Here is a 25,061-nt window from a genome sequence, read left to right on the forward strand (position 1 = left end):
CGACACCACCGACCTGGTGGACGACGAGAGCCATTTCATCCGCGGCTACGACTGAGCCAGCACCAGCCCGCTGGTCGGCACACCGGTACCGGCCGTCACCAGCACGTGCGACACCGACGGCACCTGGTTGCACGACGTGCCGCGGATCTGCCGCACCCCCTCCGCGATGCCGTTCATCCCGTGGATGTACGCCTCGCCGAGCTGGCCGCCGTGCGGGTTCAGCGGCAGTGAGCCGTCCAGTTCGAGCGCTCCGGACGCCACGAAACCGGGCGCCTCGCCGCGGCCGCAGAACCCCAGTTCCTCCAGCTGCATCAGCACGTACGGCGTGAAGTGGTCGTAGAGCACCGCGACGTCCATGTCGGACGGCCCCGCCCCGGCCTGCGCCCACAGCTGCCGCGCGACCACGCCCATCTCCGGCAGGCCCGCGAGCTCGTCCCGGTAGTAGCTGGTCATGATGTACTGGTCCGGCCCGCTACCCTGCGCCGCCGCGGCGATCATCGCGGGCGGGTGGCGCAGGTCGCGTGCCCGCGCGGCACTCGTGATCACCAGCGCGACCCCGCCGTCGGACTCCTGGCAGCAGTCCAGCAACCGCAACGGTTCGGCGATCCACCGCGACGCCTGGTGCTCCGCCAGCGTGATCGGCTTGCCGTGGAACCACGCCGCCGGGTTCGTCGCCGCGTGCTTGCGGTCCAGCACCGCCACCCGGCCGAAGTCCTCTGTCGACGCGCCGTAGGAGTGCAGGTACCGCCGCGCCACCATCGCCACCGTGGCCGCCGGCGTGGCCAGCCCCATCGGGTAGTGGAACGCGTTGTCCACCCCGGAGGAGTTCACCTGCCCCGCCGCCGCGGACGACACCTGCCCGAACCGGTGCCCGGACCGCTCGTTGAACGCCCGGTACGCCACCACCACCTCGGCCACCCCGGTCGCGACCGCCATCGCCGCCTGCTGCACCGTCGCCGCCGCCGCGCCGCCGCCGTAGTGCACCCGGCTGAAGAACGTCAGCTCCGGGATGCCCAGCTCCCGCGCCACCGCGATCTCGGCGTTGCCGTCCATCGTGAACGACACCAGACCGTCCACATCGGACGAACGCAACCCGGCGTCGTCCAGTGCCGCGCGCACCGCCTCGGCCGCCAGCCGCAGCTCGCTGCGTCCCGAGTCCTTCGAGAACTCCGTCGCGCCGATCCCGGCGATCGCCGCCTTGCCCGACAGAGTCATGCCGCCAGCTCCACGGTCACCGTCCCGCTCACGTGCGCCCCCAGCTGCCCGGTCCCGGTCACCTCGACGACCGCGACCCGCCCCTCGACCGAGGCGACCCGCCCGGTGAACACCAGCCGGTCCCCGGCGTAGCACGGCACGCCAAGCTTGATCTTGATCGACCGGACCAGCGCGTCCGGCCCAGCCCAGTCCGTCACGAACCGCTGCACCAGACCGGTGTCGGTGAGGATGTTGAGGAAGATGTCCTTCGACCCGCGCGCGACCGCGGCGTCCCGGTCGTGATGCACGTCCTGGAAGTCCCGCGTCGCCAGCGCGGTGCTGATCACGAACGTCGGCGTGACGTCGAAGGCCAGCTCGGGCAGCTCGGTTCCGGCGGCGGTCACCGCGCCACCCGCCAGGCAGGCAACGTCAGATCGTCGTCCACCTTCAGGAACGTCGCGGTCACCGGCAGTCCTATGTGGACCTCCGCAGGATCGGCCCCGACCAGTTCGCCCAGCATCCGCACCCCCTCCTCCAGCTCGACCAGCGCGATCACGAACGGCAGCTGCTTGCCCGGCACCGCCGGACGGTGGTGCACGACGTAGCTGTAGACCGTGCCGCGCCCGCTCGCCACCACCCAGTCCGGCTTCGCGTCCAGGTCGCCCTCCGGCGGCATCGGCCCCGGCGGGTGCCGCAACACGTCGCCCCAGCGCTGGATCCGCAGCTCACCGGCCTTCGTACCCTCCCAGAAGAACTCGGTGTCCCGGCTGACCACCGGCCGCAGCGCGCCTCGCGCGGACGGGGGCGGCGCGAACTTCAGCACCCGGAACAGCATGTCGGCCACCAGCTCGTCGCCGACGTACCAGGACGTGCGGGTCGTGACGAACCAGCCCTCGCCCAGCGCGGTCCGCTTCGGCCCCACGACCGACTCCAGCGCCGTCGACGCCGACACGTGCTCGCCGACCCGCAGGTAGCGGTGGTAGGTCTGCTCGGAGTTCGTCGCGACGACCGACGTGTATCCGGCTTCGTCGAGCACGGCCAGCATCGCGCCCAGCGGGTCGTCCGCCGCGCGCTGCCCGTGCAGGCCGTTCATCGTCCACACCTGCACCATGACCGGCGGCGCGACACCCTCGGTGTACCGCGGGTTGGCGTCGCCGATCGCCTCGACCCAGTTGTTGATCATCGCCTGGTTCACCGGATCACGCGCCAGGCGCCGCGACGACTCGCCCTGTGCGCGGATCCGGGCAGCGGCCTCTTCGACGCTCATCGCGGCACCCTCGGCAAGCCCAGTCCGGCCGTCGCGATCAGCTCGCGCTGGATCTCGTTCACGCCACCCCCGAAAGTGAGCACGATGTTGCGCCGCGCGAGCACGTCCAGCCACTCGGCGAGCGCGGCGGTGCCCGGATCGGACAGATCCCCGTGCCGGGCCACGTTCTCCTCCACCAGCCGCGCCACCCGCTGGATGCGGTCCGAGCCGAACACCTTGGTCGCCGAGGCGTCCGCGACGTCCAGCTCCGCGGCCGCGACCTGCCAGTTGAGCAGCTCGTTGATCCGCACCACGGCGAGCGTCTCGCCGAGCGCCCGGCGCACGTCGGGCTCGCCGAGCAGATCGCGTTCGGCGGCCCAGGCCCGCACCCGGTCGTAGAGCCCGCCGATCCGCCCGGCCGGGCCGAGCATGACCCGCTCGTGGTTGAGCTGCGTGGTGATCAGCTTCCAGCCCTGGTTTTCCTCGCCGACCCGCATCGACACCGGGACCCGGACATCGGAGTAGTAGGTGGCGTTGACGTGGTGCGCGCCGTCGCAGGTGATGATCGGCGTCCACGAGTAGCCGGGGTCGCTGGTGTCGACGATCAGGATCGAGATGCCCTTGTGCTTGGGCGCGTCCGGATCGGTGCGCACGGCGAGCCAGACGTAGTCGGCGTCGTGCCCGCCGGTCGTGAAGATCTTCTGCCCGTTGACCAGGTAGGAATCGCCGTCGCGCACCGCGGTGGTGCGCAGGGACGCGAGGTCGGTGCCCGCGCCGGGTTCGGTGTAGCCGATCGCGAAGTGCACCTCCCCGGCGAGGATCTTCGGCAGGAAGAACGCCTTCTGCTCCGGCGTGCCGTACTCCTGCAGGGTCGGCCCGACGGTCTGCAGCGTCACCGACGGCAGCTGCACGTCGGCGCGCGCGGCCTCGTCGGCGAAGATGTGCTGCTCCAGGTCGCCGAACCCGCCGCCGCCGTACTCCTCGGGCCAGCCGGCGCCGAGCCGCCCGTCGCTGCCCATGCGGCGCACGATGCGGCGGTAGACCTCGCCGTGCCGTTCACGCAGCAGCGCCTGCCGCTCCTCCGGCGTGATGAGACCGGCGAAGTACTCGCGCAGTTCGTCGCGCAGTTTCCGTTGCGGCGCGGTCAGTTCGATGTACATCAGGCCCCCACCAGGTCGCCGAGCCGGTCCAGCCGCTCGCTCGCGCCGCCGGTCAGCGCGGCGAGCTCCTTGACCAGCCCGTAGTGGCGGTGCAGCGGGTAGGTGATGTCGACGCCGAGGCCGCCGTGCAGGTGGTGACACACCGCGAGCGCCTTGGGCGCCTCCTCGGCGAGCCAGTACGCGGCGACCGCCAGGTCCTCGTCCGCGTCGAGCCCCTCGTCGAGCCGCCACACCGCGGACAACGCGGCCAGGTGCAGCGTGCGGGAGGCGATGTAGACGTCCGCGATCTGCTGCGCCACCGCCTGGAACGTCGCAAGTGGACGGCCGAACTGCTCGCGCTGCCGCACGTGTGCGGTGGTCAGCGCCAGCGCTCCGGCCACCGCGCCGTCGCCGAGCGCGACCGCGCCGGCGAGCGCGAACCGGCGCAGGTCCGCGAGCGAGCCGTCGCGCAACAGGTCCGCCTCACCCACCCGGACGCCGGACAGCCGCAACGACGTGCCGTGCACCGCCGCACCCTCGGCCCGCGGATCGACGAGGAACACGCCCGGTCCCCACGGCAGCGTCGCGGGCACGAGCACGCACCGGGCCTGCGCCAGCGACGGCACCAGGGTCTTCGTGCCGGTCAGCACCCAGTCGCCGTCCACGACGACGGCCTCGGTCGACGGCTCGGCGGCGAACGGCCGGGACGGCTCGTGCGGCGCGGCTGTGACGACGACCTCGCCGGACGCGATCTCCGGCAGCCACCGCGCGCGCTGCTCCGGGCTGCCCATCCGGTTCAGCGGCAGCACCCCGAGCGCGAGGGAGGCGAGCGCGGGCACCTGCGCGCCCGCCCGGCCGGCCTCGGTCAGCACCACCGCGACCTCGGCCGGACCGAGCCCGTCCCCGCCCAGCTCCTCGGGCAGGGCGAGCTCGAGCAGCCCGGCCTTCGCCAGCGCCTGCCAGGCGTGCTCGGGGTCCCTGGCGAGGACGTCCGCGGTCAGCGCGGCGATCTCGGCCCGGGTCGCGTCCAGGGTGAAGTCCACACCGGCTCCTCGACTAGAAGACTGGAACCTGTTCTAGTCTTAGCCGAGGAGCGACGTTCAGGCAAGGGCCGGGGCCGCGTCCAGCAGTTCCTTCATCTCGTCCCGCATCGCATCGGCCAGCAACCACAGATCTGGAACGAGTTCTCGCGCCGCGAGGAGCCCGATGTCGACCTTGCCGGCGTAGGACAGCACGGTCACGTTCAACCCGGCGCCGTGGAACACCGGGCCGAGCGGGTAGAAGGCCGTCACCCGCGCGCCGACGAAGTACAGCGGCATCGGCGGCCCGGGCACGTTGGAGACGACCAGGTTGTGGACCACCGGGTGCTTGTCGGCCAGCCGCAGCGCCGCGTAGGCCCGCACCGCGAGCCCGAACAGGCCCGGCGCGGCGAACTGGGCCCAGTCCTGCAGCATGTCCGCGTCGATCTCGTGGTGGTGCTCCTTGGCCTGGCGGTTGCTCTCCGCGACCGCGTAGACCCTCGCGGCGGCCTCCGGCAGGTGGGTGTGCAGGGTCGCGAAGAACGCGGACACCTTGTTGTTGCTGTCGCCCTCCTGGCTGGTGCGGTCCAGCGTCGACACCGGGACGGTCGCCACCAGCGGGTCCTTGGGCAGCTCGCCGCGCGCGTTCAGGTAGCGGCGCAGCGCGCCCGCACACAACGCCAGGACCACGTCGTTCACCTTCACCCCGAAGGCGTTCTTCACGGTCTTCACGTCGTCCAGCTCGACCGTGCTGTAGGCGATGGCGCGGACGCTGGAGATGGTGGAGTTGAACGAGGTGCGCGGCGCGGTGAACGGCACCGGCATGCCCTGTCGGCGCAGGGCGCGGCCGATCCAGCGGGGCGCCATGCTCGCCAGGCCGGGCAGCAGTTTCGCCAGCTCCACCGGCCGCCGCGCCAGCTCGCCGACGCTGGTCTTGAGCAGTTCGAGGTGCGAGGGCGGCGCGAGGTTGGGCTCGGGCTCGGGCAGCGGCGGAAGTTCACCCGGTTCGGTGCCTGCCAGGTAGGCGATCAGGTTCGCGCCGCCGACGCCGTCGACGGTCGCGTGGTGCATCTTGAACATCACCGCGACACCGTCGCCGGGCAGTCCCTCGATCACGTACAGCTCCCACAGCGGGCGGCCGCGGTTGAGCGGCTGGCCCGCGAAGTGGGCGCACAGCTCGGCCAGCGTCTCGCGGTCGCCCGGCGCGGGGACGGCGACGCGGTGCAGGTGGTGGTCGATGTCGAACGCCTCGTCCTCCACCCACACCGGGTGCAGGAGGTTCAGCGGCGAGTTGTGCAGTTTCCGGCGGAACTCCGGGATCGCGGCGATGCGTTCGGCGAGGCGCCGCTTGAACTCGGGGAAGTGATATCCGCCCGGTATGGTCGATCCGTCCAGTGTGAGCAGCCCGCACACGTGCAGCACCTGCGAAGACGTTTCCAGGTACAGGAAACTGGCGTCGAGTCCAGACAGCGGTCGCACCCTCCCAGGGTAGGCGAAACTGACTACGATCACGGGGTATGCGACCCCGATTCCTCACCCGGCGGGCGCTCCAGCTCGCCCTGACCGCGAACGCCCTTCGGCCGGTGCCGGGGATGCGCGCCTCGGTGCCCGCGTTCTTCGCCGGGTGGCTGACCGGTGAGCTGGCGCCGCACCTGCTCGCGCTGACCGCGGCCGACACGGCGGCGCACCTGGCGCGGCACGGGGCGCGGTCCGTGCAGGACCGGATCGGCCTCGGCCTGGCGGCGGCGTCGGCCGCCGGGCTGGGGTCGCTGATCGTCACCTCGCAGCGGGCGCGGGGCGCGGTCGAGGACGCGCTGGCCGAGGCGCTCGGGCCCAAGTACGCGGCCGACCTGTCGCGGCCGCCGGACCCGAGGGACCTGGCGACGCCGTGGGGTCAGCTGGTGCTGCCGTTCCGGATGCGCAACCCGGACGTGCGGCGGGACCGCAACCTGGCGTACGCGCCGGGCGGCAAGCGGTTCCTGATGGACATCTACCGGCCGCGCGAGCCGGTCGAGGGGCGGCCGGTGCTGCTGCAGATCCACGGTGGGGCGTGGATGATCGACAGCAAGGACCACCAGGGCATTCCCCTGATGCTGCACATGGCGCAGCGCGGGTGGGTGTGCGTGGCGGTGAACTACCCGCTGTCGCCCAAGGCGCACTGGCCGGACCACATCGTCGGCGTGAAGCGGGCGGTGGCGTGGATCCGGGAGCACATCCATGAGTACGGGGGTGATCCGTCGTTCCTGGCCGCGACGGGCGGTTCAGCGGGCGGTCACCTGGCGGCGCTGCTGGCGCTGACCCCGAACGACGCCGGCCTGCAGCCGGGTTTCGCCGACGCCGACACGTCCGTGCAGGCGTGCGCCCCGCACTACGGCGTGTACGACTTCGCCGCGACGAGCGGTTCGACGGCGAGCAAGGAGCGGCTGCACGGGCTGCTCGCGAGGTACGTGGTGGGCAAGGACCCGGTGCGGTTCCTGGACGACTACATCGCCGCGTCGCCGCTGGACCGGATCACCGAGAAGGCGCCGCCGTTCTTCGTGATCCACGGGGCGCACGACTCGCTGGTACCGGTCCGCGAGGCGCGGGAGTTCGTCCGCCGCCTGCGGGAGACCTCGGAGCAGCCGGTGGCGTACGCCGAACTGCCGGGCGCGCAGCACGCGTTCGACGTCTTCCCGTCGATCCGGTCGGCGCACGTGGTGCGCGGCGTGGAGCGCTTCCTGGACTGGACGTACCTCCGCTGGCAGCGCGACAAGCGCGGGTGATCTCAGAGCGCCCGGCCGGCACCAGCCGACCGCGAACCGGCGCGGGTGGCCGGCCACAGCGCCGGCTTCTTCTGGCGCGTTTCACTCCGCCGCGTTCGCCCGCCGGGCGGTCGGCTTGACTGCCTCGGGCGAGCACCCGTCGGCCGAGTCCCGCCCCGCTCGCCTGCGTTCGCCCGTTGTCATCCCGGCTGTCCCAGTTGCACGAGCGCCGTCAGCTCGTCGTCGGTCAGGTCGGTGATCCAGTCCTCCCCCGCGCCGACCACGGCTTCAGCCAGGCCGCGCTTCTCGGCGAGCACCGTGGCGATTCGTTCCTCCAGCGTGCCCTCCGCGATGAGCCGGTGGACCTGCACCGGCCGGTCCCGCCCGATCCGGTGCGCTCGGTCGGTCGCCTGGTCCTCGACCGCCGGGTTCCACCACCGGTCGTAGTGGATGACGTGCGTGGCCCGGGTGAGGTTCAGCCCGACACCCCCTGCCTTCAGCGACAGCAGGAACACCGGCGCGTCACCGCGCTGGAACCGCGCCACCATCTCGTCCCGCTGCCGCGCCGGGTCGGCGCCGGACAGCAGCTGCACCGGCAGCCCGCGCTCGGTCAGCCGCGTCTCCAGGAGCCGGCACAGCTGCACGTACTGGCTGAACACCAGCACGCTCTCGCCCTCGTCGAGGATCACGTCCAGCAGCTCCTCGAACGCGGCGAGCTTGCCCGACCGCCCGCCGACCGGCCCGCTCTCCTTGAGGTACTGCGCCGGGTGGTTGCAGATCTGCTTCAGCTCGGTGAGCAGCTTGAGCACCTGCCCGCGCCGCTGCACACCCCGCGACTCGCGGATCTTCGCCAGGTTCTCCCGCACCACCGCCTCGTACAGGGTGGCCTGCTCGGCGGTGAGCGGCACGTACCGGTCGGTCTCGGTCTTGCTCGGCAGTTCGGGCGCGATGTCCGGGTCGGTCTTGCGCCGCCGCAACAGGAACGGCCGCACGGTCGCCGCGAGGCGCTCGACGCTGACGGCGTCGCGGTCGCGTTCGACCGGGCGCGCGATCGTGCGGCTGAAGTGCTCCAGCGTGCCGAGCAGGCCGGGCGTCGTCCAGTCCAGGATGGACCACAGCTCGGTGAGCCGGTTCTCGACCGGCGTGCCGGTCAACGCGACCCGCGCCGCGGCCGGGATCCGCCGCAGTTCCCTGGCCGTCACCGACAGCGGGTTCTTGACGTGCTGCGCCTCGTCCGCCGCGACCAGCCCCCAGTCCACTTCGGACAGGGTGGCCCGGTCGCGGCGCAGCACCCCGTACGTGGCGAGCACGACCTCGTCCGGCTCCAGGTCGTCCAGATGCCGCCGCCCGCCGTGGAAGCGCCGCACCGGCACCTTCGGCGCGAACCGGGCGAACTCGCGCTCCCAGTTGCCGAGCAGCGAGGTCGGGCACAGCACCAGCGTCGGTCCCGGCCGGAGCGCCCGGCGGTGCAGGTGCAGCGCGATGAGCTGGATGGTCTTGCCGAGGCCCATGTCGTCGGCGAGGATCCCGCCGAGCCCCAGCTCGGTCATCCGGGCCAGCCAGGACAACCCGGCGCGCTGGTAGGGCCGCAACGTGGCCTGCAGGTCGGTGGCCGGCTCGACCGGACCGGCGGGCGCGCGCAGCCGCTCCACGAGACCGTCGAGCGCGGGCGGGGCAGCGAAGTCCAGCTGCTCGTCGCCGACCTCCAGCTCGCCGGTGAGGGCCGCGGCCAGGGCCTGCGCGCCGGTCACCGTGCGGCCCACCCGGCGCAGACGGGCGGACAGGAACGGGGCGGCCCGCACCCACTGCCCGCGCAGCCGGACCAGTGGCCGCTTGGCCTCGGCGAGCGCGGTGACCTCGGCCTCGGTGAGGGTTTCGCCGCCCAGGCTGAGCTGCCAGCGGAACCGCAGCAGGTCGGTCAGCCGGAACACGCCGCCGCCCGCGCTGCCCGGCGACGGCGTGACGCTCGCCTTGGCCCGCACCGGTTCGCCGGCCATGCCACGCGGCCACAGCACCTCGACGCCGGCGGCGGCGAGCGCCCCGGACCCGCCGTCGAGCAGTTCGACTACCTCGTCGTCGTCCAGGAGCAGCTCGCCGGTGGCCGCCGCGTCGAGCACGCGGCCGAGCGGGGCCCACGCGCGGGCGCCCCGCCGGAGACCGATGAGCAGCTGGGCCTCGACCTGCTCGCCGAAACGGCGCCGGACAGCGGCCGGTGCGCCCCGCAACTCGGCTGCGTCGACGACCAGGCTGGGGTCGGCGGAGCTGCGCAGGGCGACGACTCCGGCGAACGCGAAGCCGTCGTCGCTCTCGCGCACCTCGACGCGGAGCTGGAGCCGCGCGCCGAGCCCGCCGGCGGGGCCGCGGACGAGCACGTCGGCGGTGGCGTCCCAGAGCGCGCGAACGAGCGTTTCCGGCGAATGCAGGCGGATGCGTTTGAGGCCGGACAGCGGGAGTGCGTGCGCCTCGGCCGGCAGCGCGGCGGCCAGGTCGCGCAGGAGCTCCTCGTCGGCGGCGTCGAGCGGCCCGGCGCGCCAGGAGTCCACTTCGGACGCTGACGCGGCGGGCAGGAACCGGCCGCGCTCGACGAGGTCCACACCCGCGGAGACGGCGGCGGACCAGGTAACCAGCGACGGGCCGGGATCGGCGAGCAGGCGCGGGATGGCGTCGGCCAGCGGGAGGACGTGCGCATCGACCTTGGTGCGGCGGAAGGACTTCCCGGCGCCTGCGGGCAGCACGAGCTCGACCGGCGTCGGCCCCGGCTCGTCGCCCCAGACGGCGAGCACGCCGTCCCGGGGCGGGTCCGAGGGCACGAAGATCGCCCTGGTCGTCTCGGTCCATTCCACGGTGATCACCCTAGGCGGGACCACCGACAGTTTCACGAGCGCGGCAGCCCAAGCAGGCGTTCCGCCGCCACCGACAGCAGGATCTGGGTCGTGCCGCCGGCGATGCTCAGGCAACGCGTCAGCAGGAACTCGTGTTGCGCCGCCGCCGTCTCGTCCGTCACCAGGACACCCGGCGGGCCGGGCAGTTCCAGCGCCGCCTCCGCCGCGGCCTGCCGGTGCCGCACGCCGATCAGCTTCCGCACGCTCGACTCCGCCCCCGGGTCCTGCCCGGCCAGCCGCCGCAGCGTCGAGCGCAGGTCGAGCAGCGCGCACGCCGAACCCTCCGCCACCAGCGCGCCGAGCCGTTCCAGCACCGCCGGATCCGGCTCACGCACCGCCGCCAGCAGCGACTCCACCGCCTCCCCGACCGACGAACCGCCGCTCATCGCCACGCGTTCGTTCGCCAGCGTCGTCCTGGCCAGGCGCCAGCCGCCGTTCACCTCGCCGACCACGTTCGCCGACGGCACGAACACGTCGTCCAGGAAGACCTCGTTGAACCGCGCGACCCCGGTGATCTCCCGCAGCGGGCGGACGTCGATGCCAGGTGACGACATGTCGACCAGGAAGTAGGTGATGCCCTTGTGCTTGGGCGCGTCCGGATCGGTGCGCGCGAGGCAGATCGCCCAGTCCGCCTCCTGAGCGAGGGACGTCCAGACCTTCTGCCCGGACAACACGAATCCACCGTCCACTTCGGTCGCCCGGGTGCGCAGCGAGGCCAGGTCGGAGCCGGCTCCGGGCTCGCTGAACAACTGGCACCAGGTCAGCTCGCCGCGCAGCGTCGGCATCACGAACCGCCGCCGCTGCTCGTCCGTGCCGTGCTCCAGGATGGTCGGCACCGCCCAGGCGCCGATCACCAGGTCGGGCCGCGCCACCCCGGCGCGCGCCAGTTCGGCGTCGATCACCAGTTGCTGCGCCGGTGTCGCGTCCAGCCCGTAGGGCGCGGGCCAGTGCGGCATCAGGTAGCCACTCGTCGCCAGCCGCTCGCGGCGCTCCCCCTCGGGCAGCGCGGCGATCTCCGCCACCGTCGCCCGCACGGCCGGGTCGAAGTGCTCCGACAGGTCGACCCCCAGCTCCCGCCGCACCCCCGCCAGCGCGAGCGACGCCGCCGAGCGGCGCCACGCGGCCGAACCGCCCAGCCACTGCCGCAACGCCACCGCGCGGCGCAGGTACCGGTGCGCGTCGTGCTCCCAGGTGAACCCGATCCCGCCGAGGACCTGGATGCAGTCCTTGGCGGTGTCCACCGCCGCGTCCAGCGCCCCGGCGGCCGCGACCGCCGCCGCGAACTCGTGCTGCTCCGGCGACTCGCCGGCGGCCCGCGCCGCGTCCCACGCCAGCGCCCCGGCCAGCTCGGCCCGGCACAGCATCTCCGCGCACAGATGTTTGACCGCCTGGAACGACCCGATCGGCCGGCCGAACTGCTCGCGCACCTTCGCGTGCTCCGACGCCGTCGCCACGCACCAGCGCGCGATCCCGGCCGCCTCCGCCGCGGCCAGCGTCGCCGCGAAAACCCGCAGCTCAGCGCCCTCGAAAACGGTGCCCTCACCGTCCCGCGGCCGCCCGTAGGAGCGGGACAGGTCGAACGACTCGACGGTGTCCGCCCCGCGCTCGCGCACGCTCCACGTGTCGCCGTCGGCCACCACGACGTGAGTGGCGTCAGCGTCGAGCACCGGCCCGTCCGGCGACAGCGCCACGCCCGCGCTCGCCGAGCCGTCCGCGAACGCCGGGAGCAGCTCCTTCGCCACCGGCGATCCCCCGCGGCACCCCAGCACCAGCGCCGCCAGCACGGTCCCGAGCACCGGCCCCGGTACGAGCACGGCCGCGGCCTCCTCGACCGCCACCGCGGCGTCGGCGACCGTCCCGCCCGCGCCGCCCAGGTCCTCCGGCACCCCGATGCCGAACACGCCGATGGCGGTCAGGTCGTCCCGGCTCCTGGCGCCGGAGCGGATCGTCCCGGCGAGCGCGCGCTGCTCCGCGGTGAGGACTGACATGCGGCTCACTATAGAACGTGTTTCAGTTTTGTGGCCAGATCCACTCGATGCGCGAGATCAGGAGGCAGACCGGTAAGCTGTGCGGTGAAACTGAAACAAGTTCCGGAGCAGGTGCCGATGGCCGCCAAAGCGAAGACGTCCACCCAACCGAAGAACGGGATGAGCGCGTTGTCCAGCGACGAGCTCGGTTCCGCCGCGCAGCGGGACCGGCGACGGCGCATCATCGACGCGACACTGGCACTGGCGTCCAAGGGCGGGTACGACGCCGTCCAGATGCGGGCCGTGGCCGAGAAGGCCGACGTCGCGCTGGGCACCCTCTACCGCTACTTCCCGTCGAAGATCCACCTGCTGGTCTCCGGCCTGGCCAGAGAGTTCGAGCGCGCGCACGAGAAGCTGCAGCGGACGAGCATCCCGGGCGACACGCCGAGCGAGCGGCTCATCTTCGTGCTCAGCCGCAACACCCGGCTGATGCAGCGCGACCCGCACCTGACCGAGGCGATGGTCCGGGCGTTCATGTTCGCCGACACCACGGCCGCCGCCGAGGTCGAGCAGGTCGGCCGGCTGCTGGAGAGCATGTTCGCGCGCGCCATGGGCATCGAGGAGCCGACCGAGCACGACCGCGCGGTCTTCCACCTCATCGCGGACGTGTGGATGGCGAACCTGGTCGCGTGGGTCACCCGCCGCGCGTCCGCCGCCGACGTCGCGAACCGGCTGGAGCTGTCGGTGCACCTGCTGCTGGACAACACACGCTGACACCGGTCCGTCGCGATCCGTCGCGGTAGTTGGGAACTCCCTGGCAGTCGGCTGTGAGTTCCCTGTAGATCCCGGAAATCCGGGATCCGGCTGCAACAATCCGTGATCATGGGCGCGTTTGTGTGGTCATGAGAAGCAGGACGGCCGGCAAGGTCGTCCTCCCGGCCGCGGTGTTCGGCGCCGTGACCATGCTGATCTTCACGGTCCAGCACCCAGCCGCGGCGTCCTCGGCGAGCGGGGTCGTGCAGGTGAGCGCCCCGGTGGCGTCGACGACCCCGGAGCCGTCGCCACCACCCGCCACCGAGCCGACCCGGCGCCGGCCGCCGACACCCCGTCGGTCCCGGCCGAGGACGACACCGTCGCCCAGCGGGTGCAGGACCTCGCGCGGACGAAGGTGGCGAGCGCCGAGATCGGGGTCGAGGTGTACGACCGGCAGACCGGCGTCGTCCTGACGCAGCTCAGCGCCGATCAGCAGTTCTACTCGATGCCCGTGGTGAAGCCGCTGATCGCGCTGGACGTGCTTCGGGAGAGCGGGTGGTGCCTGCCGGCGAGCAGCACGCAGACCCAGCTGACCAGGATGATCACCGCCAGCGACGACGGCATCGCCAGCAGCCTGTGGGTCACGCACGGCGGCACCGCCATCGTGACCCGGATGGCCAGGCTGAGCGGGCTGGCCGGCACCGAGCCACCGTCGTCGGCGGGCCAGTGGGGATCGACGAGGATCACCGCCGCGGACATGGTCAAGGTCTACAACTACATCGAGGACGAACTGCCGCAGGCCACCCGCGACCTGCTCAACAACGCGATGTACCACGCCTCCGAACACGGCTCGGACGGCACGGACCAGTACTTCGGCATCCCGGACGGGCTGCCCGGCACGACGTGGGCGATCAAGCAGGGCTGGGGCACCAGCGGTTCGCAGGCGGTGTACAACACGACGGGCCTGCTCGGCGCCGACGCCAGGTACGTCGTGATCGTCCTGATCTCGGCGCCGTCCCGCTACTTCCGCACCCTGCCGTCGGCGCTCACCGCCGGCACCGCAGCCCTGCAGCCGCTGGTCAGCTGACGCGCGGCACGAGCGCGGCCAGCGCGTCCAGCCGGCGCAGGGTGTCGCCCTCGGACGTGGCCGGCAGGCCCAGCGTGACGCGCTCGGCCCCGGCCTCGACGTAGGCGTCGAGCAGGGCCGGGTCCGGCGGCGCGGACGTCGCGGTCACCGGAACCGATCCGGCCTGCGCCACCTGCGCCGCGGCCGCTTCCGGATCGCGCAGGGCGTTGGGCAGCCAGCCCGCTTCCAGCCGCTTCGCGCGGTCCAGCGCGGCGGTGCTGTTGCCGCCGATGTAGACCGGGACCTCGCGCTCGGGCTTGGGCCACTGGAACACCGGGTCGAAATCCACGTGCACGCCGTGGAACTCGGCCTCGTCGTTCGTCCACAATGTCCGGAGCGCCTGGATCTGCTCGTCCAGCAGCGCGCCACGGGTGCTCGGGTCGGTGCCGTGGTTGCGCATCTCCTCGCGGTTCCACCCGACGCCCACCCCGAACAGGAAACGTCCGCCGGACAACAGGTCGAGGCTCGCGACGGACTTCGCGGTGTGCAGGACGTCCCGCTGGATCAGCAGGGCGATGCCGGTGCCCAGCTTGAGCGTCGTGGTCGCGGCGGCCGCCGCGGTCAGCGCGACGAACGGGTCGAGCGCGCGGTAGTAGGCCCGCGCCATCTCGCCGCCGCTCGGATACGGGGTCTCGCGGCTGACCGGGATGTGCGAGTGCTCGGCCACGAACAGGGCGTCGAACCCGCGGTCCTCGACCGCCTTCGCCAGGACGTCCGCCCGGGCGCTCTCGTCGGTGACGAACGTCGAAATGCCCAGCTTCACCGGTAGCCCTCCGCGAGGGCGGCGAGCTCGTCGAGCTTGGTGAGCGTCTCGGATTCGGGGCGGGTGCCGAGCATGAACGTCACACGCTCCACCCCGGCCTCGGCGTACCCAGCCAGCGCCTCCTCGCTGCGGCCGGCGCCGAAGACGGTGAACGGGACGTCGGGGCGGCCCTGCTCGGCCAGCCAGGCGCGGACGCGCTTGATCTCCGCAGGCGGGGTGTGCGACCGCGGCATCCAGCCGTCGGCGTGGTTGAGGAGGCGGGTGAGCGCGGCCTCGCTCTCGCCGCCCACGTAGATCGGCGGGTGCGGGCGCTGCACCGGCTTCGGCCACTGCCAGATCGGGTCGAAGTCGACGTGCTTGCCGTGGAACTCGGCCTCGTCCTGCGTCCAGATCGCCTTGAGCGCCTGGATCTGCTCGTCGATCAGGGCGCCTCGGGTGCGCGGCTCGGTGCCGTGGTTGCGCATCTCCTCGCGGTTCCAGCCCACGCCGACACCGAACGCGACGCGGCCGCCGGACAGCAGGTCGAGGCTCGCGACCTCCTTGGCGGTGTGGATGACGTCGCGCTGCACCAGCAGGGCGACACCGGTGAAGAGCAGCAGGTCGCGGGTCTCCGCCGCGGCCGCGGTCAGCGCGATGAACGGGTCCAGCGTGCGGTAGTAGACGCGGGGCAGCTCACCGCCGCCGGGGTAGGGGCTCTCCCGGCTGACCGGGATGTGCGAATGCTCGGCGAGCAGCAGCGAGTCGAACCCGCGCTCCTCCAGCGCGCGGCCGAGCGCGCCCGGCCGGATGCCTTCGTCGGTGATGAACGTCGAGATCCCGAACTTCATACTCCGACGTAACTCCCGGACCGGGGCGCGCTATTCCCGCCGTGTGCCGCCGGGCCTCACCCGGCCCCGGCCGCGGCGGCGACCCGCTCACGGGCGCTCGCCGCGTCCGGGGCGGACAGGGCGAGCTGCGCGAGCTCCGCGCATTCGGCGGCGGTGTGGGCCGCCAGCGCGAGCCGGACGGCGGGCAGCGCGGACGACGCCATCGACAGGCTCGTCACCCCGAGGCCCACCAGCACCAGGGCCAGCAGCGGATCGCTCGCCGCCTCGCCGCAGACACCGACGGGCTTGCCCGCCGCCCTGCCTGCCGCGCCGGTGGCGCGCACCAGCTCGAGGAGCGCGGGCTGCCACGGGTCGAGCAGATCGGCCAGTTCACCGGCCATCCGGTCGGCGGCGAACGTGTACTGACCGAGGTCGTTGGTGCCGATGCTGACGAAATCGCAGGCGCCGAGGATCGCGCCCGCCCGCAACGCGGCCGCGGGCACCTCGACCATCGTCCCGGCGACCGGAAGCCCGTGCGCACGGGCGGCGCCGGCGAACTCCGCGGCCTCCGCCGGCGTGGACACCATCGGCGCCATCACCCACACCTCGGCCGTGCTGCCGTCGCGGGCCGCGGCGATCGCGGTCAGCTGGTCCGCCAGCATCCGCGGGTGCCGCCGGGCCAGGCGCAAACCGCGCACACCGAGCGCCGGGTTGGGCTCGTCACCGTGGTCGACGAACGCGAGCGGCTTGTCCGCGCCCGCGTCGAGCGTGCGCACCACGACCTTGCGGCCGCCGAACGCCTGGAACACCTCGGCGTAGCTCCGGCGCTGCTCCTCGACCGACGGCTCGTCGGCCCGGTCCAGGTACAGGAACTCGGTGCGCAGCAGGCCCACGCCCTCCGAGTCGGCCGCTGCCGCGGCCGCGAGGTCACGGGCGGCCCCGACGTTCACCAGCAACGCGACCGGCACGCCGTCCGCGGTCCGGCCAGGGCCGCTGGAGGCCGCCACCGCGGCAGCCTGTTCGGCCGCCTCGGCCTCCGCCGCCTCGACGAGCGAGGCCGCCGGGTCGACGACCACCTCCCCCGTCGCGCCGCGGACGAGCACCGGCGTCCCGTCGGTCAATGACGCCGCGCCGGCGCACGCGACCACCGCCGGGATGCCCAGCGACTTCGCCAGGATCGCGGTGTGGCTGGTGGGACCGCCCAGCTCGGTCACGATCGCCCGCACCCGCCGGGCGTCGAGGACGGCCGTGTCGGCGGGCGCGAGGTCCCGTGCGACCAGGACGAACGGGTGTCCCGGGTCGGGCACGCCGGGCATCGGGACGCCGAGGATCCGCGCCACGGTGCGGTCCCTCAGGTCGTCGACGTCGGCGGCCCGCTCGGCGAGGTAACCACCGGCCGCGGTGAGCGCATCGCGGAACCCGGCGAACGCGTCGGCGACCGCGTGCGCCAAGCCCCGTCCGTCCTCCAGACGCGCCCGGATCCGGTCCACCAGCGCGGGATCGGCGACCATCATCGACTGCGCCAGCAGGACGTCCGCGGCCGCACCACCGGCCTGGGCCGAGCGTTCGTCGAGAAACGCGGCCACCTCGGCCAGCGCCACGCGCGCCCGCTCCACGGCGCCGGGCACGTCGGTTTCCGGCGCGTCCGCCTCCGGCAGCCGCGGCGGTTCGGCGAGCCGGGCGACCGGGCCGTGCGCGACACCCGGGCTGACGCCGATCCCGGTCACCGGGCGGAGGACGACCTCACCCATCGTGGTTCGCCGCCACGATCGCGGCCAGCTCGTCGAGTGCCTGCTCGGCCTGCGGACCGTCGGCGCTGAGCACGACCTCGTCCCCGCCCCGGGCGCCGAGGCCGAGCACGGACAGGATGCTGCGGGCGTCGACGGGGTCGGCGCCGTCCTTGCCGATGCTCACCGGCACCGGCTGCGCGGCGGCGGCCTTGACGAACAGGGCGGCGGGACGGGCGTGCAGGCCCACGGTGGACCCGACGACGACACGGCGTTCCGGCATGGCAGTTCTCCTCGGGCGTCAGGCCGCGACGGCCTGGGTGGACGTTTCGGGGGTGGCCGCGGCGGGCGCGCGGTCGCGGCCGATGCTCTTGGCGAGCAGCACGCAGCCGCAGGTGACGAGCGTGCCGATGGCGACGGCGAGCAGGAACAGCAGCGGGTTTCCGATGAGCCCGACCACCCAGATGCCGCCGTGCGGGGCCGGCGAGGTGGCGCCGAAGGCCGCGACCAGCGCGCCGGTGGTGGCGCTGCCGACCATCAGCGACGGGATGATCCGGAACGGGTCGCCCGCGGCGAACGGGATCGCGCCCTCGGTGATGAACGACAGGCCCAGCAGCCAGCCGGCCTGGCCCGCCTGCCGCTCCGCCGGGGTGAACCGGTTGCGGCGCACCAGGGTGGCGAGCGCCAGCCCCAGCGGCGGCGTCATGCCGGCCGCCATCACCGCGGCCATGATCACGTAGTTGCCGCTGGCGAGCGCGGCCAGGCCGAAGGTGTAGGCCACCTTGTTCACCGGCCCGCCCATGTCGAAGGCCATCATCAGGCCGAGCAGGGCGCCGAGCACCCACGCGCTGCCGCCGGACAGGCCGGACAGCCAGTTGCTCAGGCCGGTCTGCGCGGCCGCGATCGGCTCGCCCACCACGACGACCATGAGGAACCCGACGACCAGCGTGGACACCAGCGGGATCACGACGACGGGCATCACCCCGGCCACCCCGCGCGGCACCTTCAGCTTCTTCAGGCCCAGCGTGACCGCGCCGGCCAGCAGACCGGACACGAGACCGCCGAGGAACCCGGCGCCGGTCGCGGTGGCGAGCAGGCCGCCCACGACGCCGGGCGCGATGCCCGGCCGGTCGGCCATGCCGAACGCGATGAACCCGGACAGGATCGGCACGAGCATCTCGAACGCCAGCGACCCGATCTTGAACAGCACACCGGCGATCCCGGCCTGGCTCATCAGGTCGGACACGTTCTCGATGCCCGGGTAGGTGACGCCCTGGAAGTCGCCGCCGCCGACCTTGGCCGCGACCTCCGGGCCGCCGATCAGGAACGACAGTGCGATGAGGATCCCGCCCGCCGCGACGAAGGGGATCATGTAGGACACGCCGGTCATCAGCCACTGGCGCAACCGGGTGCCGACGCCCGCGGAACCGTCCACCTTGGACGCCAGCTCGGGCCCGGGCGCGGACGGCGCGGCTGGGGCCGTGCCGTCCTCGGCGGCCTTCACGGCCTGGGCGATCAGGCCGGCGCCGTCGTTGATGGCGGCCTTGACCCCGGCCGTGACCGTCGGCTTGCCCGCGAACCGTTCCCGGTCCCGGACGTCCACGTCCGCGGCGAAGACCACCGCGTCGGCCTCGGCGATCCGGGCTGCGTCGAGCGGCGCGGACCCGGCCGCGCCCTGCGTTTCCACGGTCATCTCGTGCCCCGCGGCCTTCGCGGCCTGCTCCAGGGCCTCGGCCGCCATGTAGGTGTGCGCGATCCCGGTCGGGCACGACGTGACTGCCACGAACTTCATCGTCCGAGCACCTCCTGGCGGACGAGCTGGACGACGGCGTCCGCGTCGGGCGCGTCGAGCAGCGACTGGCGGAACGACTGGTGGACGAGGCGCCGGGCGAGCTGGGCGAGGATGGTCATGTGCTCCTCGCCGCCGCCCTCCGGGGCGGCGATGAGGAAGATCAGGCGGGCCGGGCCGTCGGAGGCGCCGAAGTCGACCCCGGCGGCGGACCGGCCGAAGGCCAGCGTCGGTTCGGTGACGAACGCCGAGCGGGCGTGCGGGATGCCGATGCCGCCCTCGATGCCGGTCGGCATCTGCTCTTCGCGCTTGCGGATGTCGGCGAGGAAGCCGTCCAGGTCGGTGACCCGGCCTGCGGCGACGAGCCGTCGCGCGAGCCCGGCGGTGACCTCGGCGCGGTCGGTGCCGGGGACGTCGAGGTCGACCAGATCGGCGGTGATGAGTTCGGCCATCGGTATCACTCCTTGAGTTCTCGGTCGGCGTCGACCGAAGGGTGGATCGTGACGCCGATGCGGGCGACATCGGCGGGTGCGGGCATCCGGCTGCCGGGCAGCGCCGCGGCGGCGGCGCCCCAGGCCAGCGCCCTGGCGAGGGCGTCCCGGCCGGCGCCGCCCGCGGCGAGGAAACCCGCGAGCAGCGCGTCACCGGCGCCGACGGTGCTGCGCGCGACCGGGACGGGCGCCTCGCCGTGCAGGGCGGCGCCGTCGTCGACGAGCACCGCGCCGTCTGGTCCGAGGCTGGCCAGGACGGTCTGCGCGCCGCGCGACCGCAGCACCCGGGCCGCCACGACGGCGTCGCCGAGCGTGTGCACCGGCATCCCGGCGCACGCGGCTAGCTCCTCCCGGTTGGGTTTGACCAGGTCCGGCCCCGCGGTCAGGGACCGGTCGAGCGCCGCGCCGGACGAGTCGACCGCGACGCGCAACCCGGCCTCGTGACCGCGCCGGACCAACCGGGCGTAGGTGTCCCGCGGCGCGCCCGGCGGCAGGCTGCCGCAACCGGCGAGCCAGACCGTGCCGTCCTCACACGCGCCGAGGGCGGCCTGCAGCAACGCTTCCGCGTCAGCGTCGGAGCACCGCGGGCCGGGCAGGTTGAGCTTGGTGACCACGCCGTCCGGCTCGGCGAGGGTGATGTTGGTGCGGGTGTCGCCGTCGATCGGCACCTGCCGCACCGCGACTCCCTGCTCGTCGAGCAGTTCGGTGAGCCGCCGCCCGTCGGCGCCGCCGGCGAACAGGACGGCCGCGGTCTTGCGGCCGTGCGCGGCCAGCGCCCGTGCTACGTTGACGCCCTTCCCACCGGGGTCCAACCGGGACGGTCCGGCGCGCAGGACTTCACCACGCCGCAGGGAATCCACCTCGACGGTGTGGTCGAGGCTGGGGTTGGGGGTGACGGTCACGATCATGCCGCTACCCCCCTCGGGCCGACCAGGCGCCACACTTCCGCCGACGCCGCAACGAAGCACATGGGACGCAGGACTTCCGCCCGCCGCGGGGACCTCACCTCGAGCGCGCTGTCCCGGCCCGCGACGGCGACGATCATGCCACCACCACCCTGGGACCAGCCGGACGCCGCACTTCCACGAGCCCAGCGACCGTGCGCTGCACTGCGGGCAGCTCGGCCACGTAGGCGAGACGGTGGGATGGACCGCCGTGCGCACCTGCAGCCCCAGCTGGGAGTCACGGTGACGATCACGCCAGCACCACCTCGGGCCCCGCCGCGCGCAGGTCCTCGGCAAGACCGTCGTCCAGGCCGGTGTCGGTCACGAACTTGTCCACTTCGGACAGCTCGCCGAAGCGGGCGAGGCAGTCGTTGCCGACCTTGGTGTGGTCGGCGAGCACGACCGTGCGGCGGGCGGCGCGGATCATCGCGCGCTTGACCGCCGCCTCCCCGATGTCAGGCGTGGTGAGCCCGCGCTCGGCGGAGATGCCGTTGGTGCCGACGAACGCGACGTCGACGAAGGTGTCGGCGAGCGCGCGCAGCGTCCAGTCCTCCACCGCGGCGAGCGTGCGGCCGCGGACCCGGCCGCCGAGCAGCAGCACGGTGAGCTGCGGGCGGAGGGCCAGCTGCGGGACGACCGAGACGGCGTTGGTCACCACCGTCAGCTCCCGGTCGGCCGGCAGGATCTCGGCGAGCCGGGCCGTGGTGGTGCCCGCGTCGAGCAGGATCGCGCCCTCGTCGGGCACCTCGGCGAGGGCGGCCTTGGCGATGCGCTCCTTCTCGGCCGTCATCACCGCGTCCCGGTCGGCCAGGCCAGGCTCGAACCCGAGCCGCTCGACCGGGATGGCCCCGCCGTGCACCCGGCGCAGCACCCCCTGGCGCTCCAGCACCGTGAGATCCCGCCGCACGGTCTCCGTGGTGACCTCGAAGTTCGCGGCGAGCCACGACACGTCGACGCGGCCCAGACTGCGGGCCCGCTCGACGATCTGCTGCTGACGCTCCTCTGCGTACATGTGGCTTCCTTGCCGTTGCCGTGTTGCTTTGTTTGGTTATATGTGGTTTCGAGTGGGGTTGTCAAGGCATGAAAAAACTCCCCGCCGCGGGGACACCGCGGCGGGGAGCTCGGCCCCGCTGACTAGATGTTGCGCCGGTACTGGCCGCCGACCTCGAAGAACGCCTCCGTGATCTGGCCGAGCGAGCACACCCGCGCGGCGTCCATCAGCACCCCGAACAGGTTTTCGCCGCGGGTGGCGGCTTCGCGGAGCGCCTTGAGGGCCTGCTCGGCGTCGTGGCCGTGGCGCTGCTGGAAGTCGGCCAGCCGCGTCAGCTGCGACTGCTTCTCCTCCTCCGTCGCGCGCGCCAGCTCGACCTCGACCTCGTCCTCCTCCGGGTGCGGGTTGCGGAACGTGTTCACCCCGACGATCGGCAGCGTGCCCTCGTGCTTGAGCCGCTCGTACAGCATCGACTCGTCCTGGATGCGGCCGCGCTGGTAGCCGGTCTCCATCGCGCCCAGCACGCCGCCGCGCTCGGCGATCCGGTCGAACTCGGTGAGCACGGCCTCCTCGACCAGGTCGGTCAGCTCGTCGATGATGAACGAGCCCTGCAACGGGTTCTCGTTCTTCGACAGGCCCCACTCCTTGTTGATGATCATCTGGATGGCCATCGCGCGGCGCACCGAGTTCTCCGTCGGCGTGGTGATCGCCTCATCGTAGGCGTTGGTGTGCAACGAGTTCGCGTTGTCGTACAGCGCGCACAGCGCCTGCAGCGTGGTGCGGATGTCGTTGAAGCTCATCTCCTGCGCGTGCAGCGACCGGCCGGAGGTCTGCACGTGGTACTTGAGCTTCTGCGAGCGCTCGTTGGCGCCGTAGCGCTCCTTCATCGCGACCGCCCAGATGCGGCGCGCGACCCGGCCGAGCACCGAGTACTCGGCGTCCATGCCGTTGGAGAAGAAGAACGACAGGTTCGGCGCGAAGTCGTCGATGTGCATGCCGCGCGCGAGGTAGGACTCGACGTAGGTGAACCCGTTGGCCAGCGTGAACGCCAGCTGCGAGATCGGGTTCGCCCCGGCCTCGGCGATGTGGTAGCCGGAGATCGACACCGAGTAGAAGTTGCGCACCCCGTGCTCGATGAACCACTCCTGGATGTCGGCCATCATGCGCAGGCTGAACTCGGTGGAGAAGATGCAGGTGTTCTGGCCCTGGTCCTCCTTGAGGATGTCGGCCTGCACCGTCCCGCGCACCTGGCGCAGCGTCCACTCGCGCAGGTCCTCGGCCTCCGACGGCGTCGGCTCGCGCCCGTGCTCGGCGCGGAAGGCGTCCATCCGCTGGTCGATCGCGGTGTTCAGGAAGAACGCCAGGATCGTCGGCGCGGGGCCGTTGATGGTCATCGACACCGATGTGTTCGGCGCGGTCAGGTCGAAGCCGTCGTAGAGCGCCTTCATGTCGTCCAGCGTCGCGATGGACACGCCGGAGGTGCCGATCTTGCCGTAGATGTCCGGTCGCGTGTCCGGGTCGTGCCCGTACAGCGTCACCGAGTCGAACGCCGTGGACAGGCGCTTGGCCTCGGAGTCGGCCGAGAGGTACTTGAAGCGGCGGTTGGTACGGAACGCGTCGCCCTCGCCGGCGAACATGCGCGCCGGGTCCTCACCCTCCCGCTTGAACGGGAAGACACCCGCGGTGTAGGGGAAGTACCCGGGCAGGTGCTCGCGGCGCAGGAACGACAGCAGCTCGCCGCGGTCGGTGTAGCGCGGCAGCGCCACGCGCGGGATCCGGTTGCCGGACAGGGTTTCCCGCCACAGCTGGGTGCGCAGCTCCTTGTCCCGGATGCGGACGACCAGCTCCTCCTGCCGGTAGGACTCGGACAGCTCGTCCCAGCGCTCCAGCAGCCCGGCCACCGACGGGTCCACTTCGGACTCCGCCTTCGCCAGCAGCTCCTCGATCGGGCCGGTGTCCGCGCCGTCCGCGGCGAGCGCCTCCTTCGCGGCCCGCAGCTGGTCGACCTTGCGCACGGCGGCGACCTGGTCCCGGGTCTTCTCGTGGTAGCCGCGCACCGTGGCGGCGATGTCGGCGAGGTAGCGCTCGCGCGACGGCGGGATGATCACCGAGGCGCCGGTGGACACCTTGGTCTCCACCTTCGGCAGCTGACCGGCCGACACCGACAGGCCGCGCTCGGCCAGCGCGTCCCGCAGGTACTGGTACAGCGCGGTCACACCGTCGTCGTTGAAGCGCGCGGCGCTGGTGCCGAACACCGGCATGTCCTCGGGGGCGACGCCGAACGCCTCCCGGTTACGCACCATCTGGCGCGCCACGTCGCGGCGCGCGTCCTCGGCGCCCCGGCGCTCGAACTTGTTGATCGCCACCACGTCGGCGAAGTCGAGCATGTCGATCTTCTCCAGCTGCGACGCGGCGCCGAACTCCGGCGTCATCACGTACAGCGAGTAGTCGACGTGGTCCACGATCCCGGCGTCGCCCTGCCCGATGCCGGGGGTCTCGACGATCACCAGGTCGTAGCCCGCGGCCTTGCAGGCCAGCACGGCCTCGTCCAGGCCCTCCGGCACCTCCCCGCCCGCCTGCCGGGTCGCCAGCGAGCGGAAGTAGACCTGCGAGCCGTCCAGGCCGTTCATCCGGATCCGGTCGCCCAGCAGCGCACCGCCGCCGCGGCGCCGGGTCGGGTCGACCGCCAGCACCGCGATGCGCAGCTTGTCCTCCTGGTCCAGCCGGAAGCGCCGGAGCAGCTCGTCGGTCAGCGACGACTTGCCCGAGCCGCCGGTGCCGGTGATGCCCAGCACCGGGACCGTGCGGGCGCGCGCCGCCTCCGTGATGCGGGCCAGCCGGTCGTCGGCGACGCTGCCGGCCTGCAGCTGCGTGATGAACCGCGCCAGGGACGGCACGTCACCGGCCAGCAGGTCGTCGTCCGACCCGGCGGGCACCGCGGCCAGGTCGTAGTCGCACTCCTTGATCATCAGGTTGACCATGCCCGGCAGGCCCAGCTGGAGGCCGTCGTCCGGGGAGAAGATGCGCGCGACGCCGCGGGAGTGCAGCAGCTCGATCTCCTCGCGCACGATGACGCCCCCACCGCCGCCGTACACCTTGATGTGCCCGGCGCCGCGCTCGTTCAGCAACTCGACGAGGTAGCTGAAGTACTCCACGTGGCCGCCCTGGTAGGCGCTGATCGCGATGCCGTGGGCGTCCTCGCTGATCGCTGCCGTGACGACCTCGTCCACCGACCGGTTGTGGCCGAGGTGGATGACCTCCGCACCCTGCGACTGCAGGATGCGCCGCATGATGTTGATCGAAGCGTCGTGCCCGTCGAACAGACTCGAGGCGGTGACGAACCGCACCGGGTGCACGGGACGGTGAAGGGAGGCGTTCATGCCTCAAAAATACTTGGACTTCCTACTATCGCAAACCCAAGCGTGACCCCGGCGACATCCACCGCGGGACCGTAACGATTCAGTGAGCGGGCAGCACGAAGGC

20 protein-coding genes are annotated in these 25,061 nt (G+C 72.7%); 3 read left to right on the forward strand and 17 right to left on the reverse strand.

Going from position 1 to position 25,061, the window contains the following annotated elements; translation table 11 throughout:
* Positions 1-45: 45 nt before the first annotated feature.
* From AMETH_RS24310 to AMETH_RS24335, 6 genes are read right to left on the reverse strand one after another with little or no spacing between them, the layout of a single operon-like run.
* Positions 46-1,215 (reverse strand): lipid-transfer protein, encoded by a 1,170-nt coding sequence (locus AMETH_RS24310; protein ID WP_017983775.1) that lies wholly within the window; start codon positions 1,213-1,215, stop codon positions 46-48.
* Positions 1,212-1,598 carry a MaoC family dehydratase gene (locus tag AMETH_RS24315; protein ID WP_017983776.1) on the reverse strand — a complete coding sequence of 129 codons (387 nt, stop codon included), beginning with the start codon at positions 1,596-1,598 and terminating at the stop codon, positions 1,212-1,214. Before AMETH_RS24315 ends, AMETH_RS24310 begins: the two co-directional genes overlap by 4 nt.
* On the reverse strand, positions 1,595-2,461 hold the full coding sequence (locus tag AMETH_RS24320) for a bifunctional MaoC family dehydratase N-terminal/OB-fold nucleic acid binding domain-containing protein (protein ID WP_017983777.1): 867 nt from the start codon (positions 2,459-2,461) through the stop codon (positions 1,595-1,597). The genes AMETH_RS24315 and AMETH_RS24320 overlap by 4 nt, the downstream gene beginning before the upstream one ends.
* On the reverse strand, positions 2,458-3,600 hold the full coding sequence (locus AMETH_RS24325) for an acyl-CoA dehydrogenase family protein (RefSeq protein WP_017983778.1): 1,143 nt from the start codon (positions 3,598-3,600) through the stop codon (positions 2,458-2,460). Before AMETH_RS24325 ends, AMETH_RS24320 begins: the two co-directional genes overlap by 4 nt.
* Positions 3,600-4,622, reverse strand: a complete 1,023-nt coding sequence (locus tag AMETH_RS24330) for an acyl-CoA dehydrogenase family protein (RefSeq protein WP_017983779.1) — start codon at positions 4,620-4,622, stop codon at positions 3,600-3,602. Before AMETH_RS24330 ends, AMETH_RS24325 begins: the two co-directional genes overlap by 1 nt.
* A 57-nt stretch (positions 4,623-4,679) precedes the next feature.
* A complete protein-coding gene (locus AMETH_RS24335) occupies positions 4,680-6,077 on the reverse strand; it encodes a WS/DGAT/MGAT family O-acyltransferase (RefSeq protein WP_026153325.1) in 1,398 nt (465 codons plus the stop codon).
* A gap of 38 nt (positions 6,078-6,115) precedes the next feature.
* On the opposite strand from AMETH_RS24335, the gene AMETH_RS24340 reads away from it, so the two are divergent.
* Entirely contained in the window at positions 6,116-7,360 is a 1,245-nt protein-coding gene (locus AMETH_RS24340; RefSeq protein WP_017983781.1) for an alpha/beta hydrolase, read from the forward strand.
* 179 nt (positions 7,361-7,539) lie between these two features.
* On the opposite strand, the gene AMETH_RS24345 is transcribed toward AMETH_RS24340, so the two are convergent.
* On the reverse strand, positions 7,540-10,191 hold the full coding sequence (locus tag AMETH_RS24345; RefSeq protein ID WP_017983782.1) for a DEAD/DEAH box helicase: 2,652 nt from the start codon (positions 10,189-10,191) through the stop codon (positions 7,540-7,542).
* A gap of 23 nt (positions 10,192-10,214) precedes the next feature.
* On the reverse strand, positions 10,215-12,209 hold the full coding sequence (locus tag AMETH_RS24350) for an acyl-CoA dehydrogenase family protein (RefSeq protein WP_017983783.1): 1,995 nt from the start codon (positions 12,207-12,209) through the stop codon (positions 10,215-10,217).
* Positions 12,210-12,326: 117 nt separating this feature from the next.
* Between AMETH_RS24350 and kstR the strand changes: the two genes are divergently transcribed.
* A complete protein-coding gene (kstR, locus tag AMETH_RS24355) occupies positions 12,327-12,962 on the forward strand; it encodes a cholesterol catabolism transcriptional regulator KstR (protein ID WP_081617721.1) in 636 nt (211 codons plus the stop codon).
* A 370-nt stretch (positions 12,963-13,332) separates the two neighbouring features.
* Entirely contained in the window at positions 13,333-14,028 is a 696-nt protein-coding gene (locus AMETH_RS24365) for a hypothetical protein (protein ID WP_017983786.1), read from the forward strand.
* On the opposite strand, the gene AMETH_RS24370 is transcribed toward AMETH_RS24365, so the two are convergent.
* The 9 genes from AMETH_RS24370 to icmF form a co-directional block, all read right to left on the reverse strand.
* Positions 14,021-14,830 carry an LLM class F420-dependent oxidoreductase gene (locus tag AMETH_RS24370; protein WP_017983787.1) on the reverse strand — a complete coding sequence of 270 codons (810 nt, stop codon included), beginning with the start codon at positions 14,828-14,830 and terminating at the stop codon, positions 14,021-14,023. The two genes, AMETH_RS24365 and AMETH_RS24370, sit on opposite strands and share 8 nt — an antisense overlap.
* Complete coding sequence (locus tag AMETH_RS24375) at positions 14,827-15,657, reverse strand: LLM class F420-dependent oxidoreductase (protein WP_017983788.1); 831 nt, start codon at positions 15,655-15,657, stop codon at positions 14,827-14,829. Before AMETH_RS24375 ends, AMETH_RS24370 begins: the two co-directional genes overlap by 4 nt.
* Positions 15,658-15,713: 56 nt before the next feature.
* Positions 15,714-17,387 (reverse strand): phosphoenolpyruvate--protein phosphotransferase, encoded by a 1,674-nt coding sequence (ptsP, locus tag AMETH_RS24380; protein WP_017983789.1) that lies wholly within the window; start codon positions 17,385-17,387, stop codon positions 15,714-15,716.
* Positions 17,380-17,646, reverse strand: a complete 267-nt coding sequence (locus AMETH_RS24385) for an HPr family phosphocarrier protein (RefSeq protein WP_017983790.1) — start codon at positions 17,644-17,646, stop codon at positions 17,380-17,382. Before AMETH_RS24385 ends, ptsP begins: the two co-directional genes overlap by 8 nt.
* A gap of 18 nt (positions 17,647-17,664) precedes the next feature.
* The gene (locus AMETH_RS24390) at positions 17,665-19,155 is read right to left on the reverse strand and encodes a PTS fructose transporter subunit IIC (RefSeq protein ID WP_017983791.1); all 1,491 of its coding nucleotides are present in this window, start codon (positions 19,153-19,155) and stop codon (positions 17,665-17,667) included.
* Complete coding sequence (locus AMETH_RS24395; protein WP_017983792.1) at positions 19,152-19,604, reverse strand: PTS sugar transporter subunit IIA; 453 nt, start codon at positions 19,602-19,604, stop codon at positions 19,152-19,154. Before AMETH_RS24395 ends, AMETH_RS24390 begins: the two co-directional genes overlap by 4 nt.
* Positions 19,605-19,609: 5 nt before the next feature.
* Entirely contained in the window at positions 19,610-20,551 is a 942-nt protein-coding gene (pfkB, locus tag AMETH_RS24400; protein WP_017983793.1) for a 1-phosphofructokinase, read from the reverse strand.
* A 286-nt stretch (positions 20,552-20,837) separates the two neighbouring features.
* Positions 20,838-21,599, reverse strand: coding sequence for a DeoR/GlpR family DNA-binding transcription regulator (locus AMETH_RS24405; protein ID WP_017983795.1), 762 nt, complete (start codon positions 21,597-21,599; stop codon positions 20,838-20,840).
* Positions 21,600-21,721: 122 nt separating this feature from the next.
* On the reverse strand, positions 21,722-24,958 hold the full coding sequence (icmF, locus tag AMETH_RS24410) for a fused isobutyryl-CoA mutase/GTPase IcmF (protein WP_017983796.1): 3,237 nt from the start codon (positions 24,956-24,958) through the stop codon (positions 21,722-21,724).
* Positions 24,959-25,061 lie beyond the last annotated feature (103 nt).

It is taken from the genome of Amycolatopsis methanolica 239 (assembly GCF_000739085.1).
GTDB lineage: Bacteria > Actinomycetota > Actinomycetes > Mycobacteriales > Pseudonocardiaceae > Amycolatopsis_E > Amycolatopsis_E methanolica.